This window comes from Luteibacter sp. P4_D7_3, assembly GCF_056401735.1.
The window spans coordinates 1-1,190 of sequence record NZ_JBFUIT010000585.1; the positions used below are offsets into that span (position 1 = coordinate 1).

At 66.4% G+C, this 1,190-nt stretch carries 1 protein-coding gene; it reads right to left on the bottom strand.

Features of this window, described 5'->3' with window-relative positions; genetic code table 11:
• Positions 1 to 144: 144 nt before the first annotated feature.
• A partial coding sequence (locus AC1DSN_RS22920) for an acyl-CoA dehydrogenase C-terminal domain-containing protein (RefSeq protein WP_477333171.1) occupies positions 145 to 1,190 on the bottom strand: 1,046 nt, incomplete at its 5' end.

Sequence of the window (1,190 nt, forward strand, 5' to 3'; positions counted from 1 at the left end):
GTTTTCTACACCTTCACGCGGGCCGACGGAAGCCCCGGGGCGGGGCTTCCGTCAGGTAGGAGCCGATTCATTGGCGATGGGTGCTTGCGGCGACCCTGCCCGCTGCCGCGGGGTCGCCGATGAATCGGCTCCTACAGGTGCGGATTAGAGCAGCTCGGGCAAGGTGGCTACGCCGGCTTCGATCGCCGCCTTATGCACGTGGATGCGCGGCAGGATGCGGGTGAAGTAGAAGGTGGCGGTGTCGCGCTTGGCCTGCTTATCGTTGGCCGAGAGGGCGGAGCCGCCGGCGGCCAGCACGCTGCGGGCCCAGAAATAGGCCAGGGTCACGTAGCCCGAGAAATACAGGTAATCCACAGCCGCGGCGCCGAGCTCTTCCGGGTTGGCCTGCGCACGCTGCGCGATGGCCTGGGTCACGTCACCCCAGGTCTTGGTCGCCACGGCGAGCGGGCCGATGAAGGCCTTCACGGCATCGTTCTCTGCGTTGGCCTGGCAGAAGGCGGAGATTTCGTTGAGGAAATGCTTCAGGCCGGCGCCCTGCAACTGCATGATCTTGCGGCCGAGCAGGTCGAGCGCCTGGATGCCGGTCGTGCCTTCGTACAGCGTGATGATGCGCGCGTCACGGACGAACTGTTCCATGCCGTGTTCGGCAATGTAGCCGTGCCCGCCGAAGATCTGCAGGGCTTCCTTGGTGCACTCCTGCGCGGCCTCGGTAAGGAGACCCTTGGCGATCGGAATCAGGAAGGAGAGCAGCTCGCCGGCGGTCTTGCGTGCCTGGGGATCGGCATCACGGGATTCGATGTCGCTTTGCAGCGCGGCGTATGCCGCCAGCACGCGGCCACCTTCGACGAAGGCGCGCTGGGTGAGCAACATGCGGCGGACGTCCGGATGCACGGTGAGCGGATCGGCCGGCTTGTCCGGGAATGCCGGACCGGTCAGCGCGCGCATCTGCAGGCGCTCGCGGGCGTAGTTGAGGCTGTTCTGCAGGGCCCGCTCGGACAGGGCCAGACCCTGGATGCCGACGGCGAGCCGAGCCGCATTCATCATGGTGAACATCGCCATGAGTCCCTTGTGCGCAGGCCCGATCAGCCAGCCTTCGGCGCCATCGAAGTTCATGACGCAGGTCGCCGAGCCCCTGATGCCCATCTTGTGTTCGATGGCGCCAGCGGCGACGGCGTTGCGCTCGCCAAGTG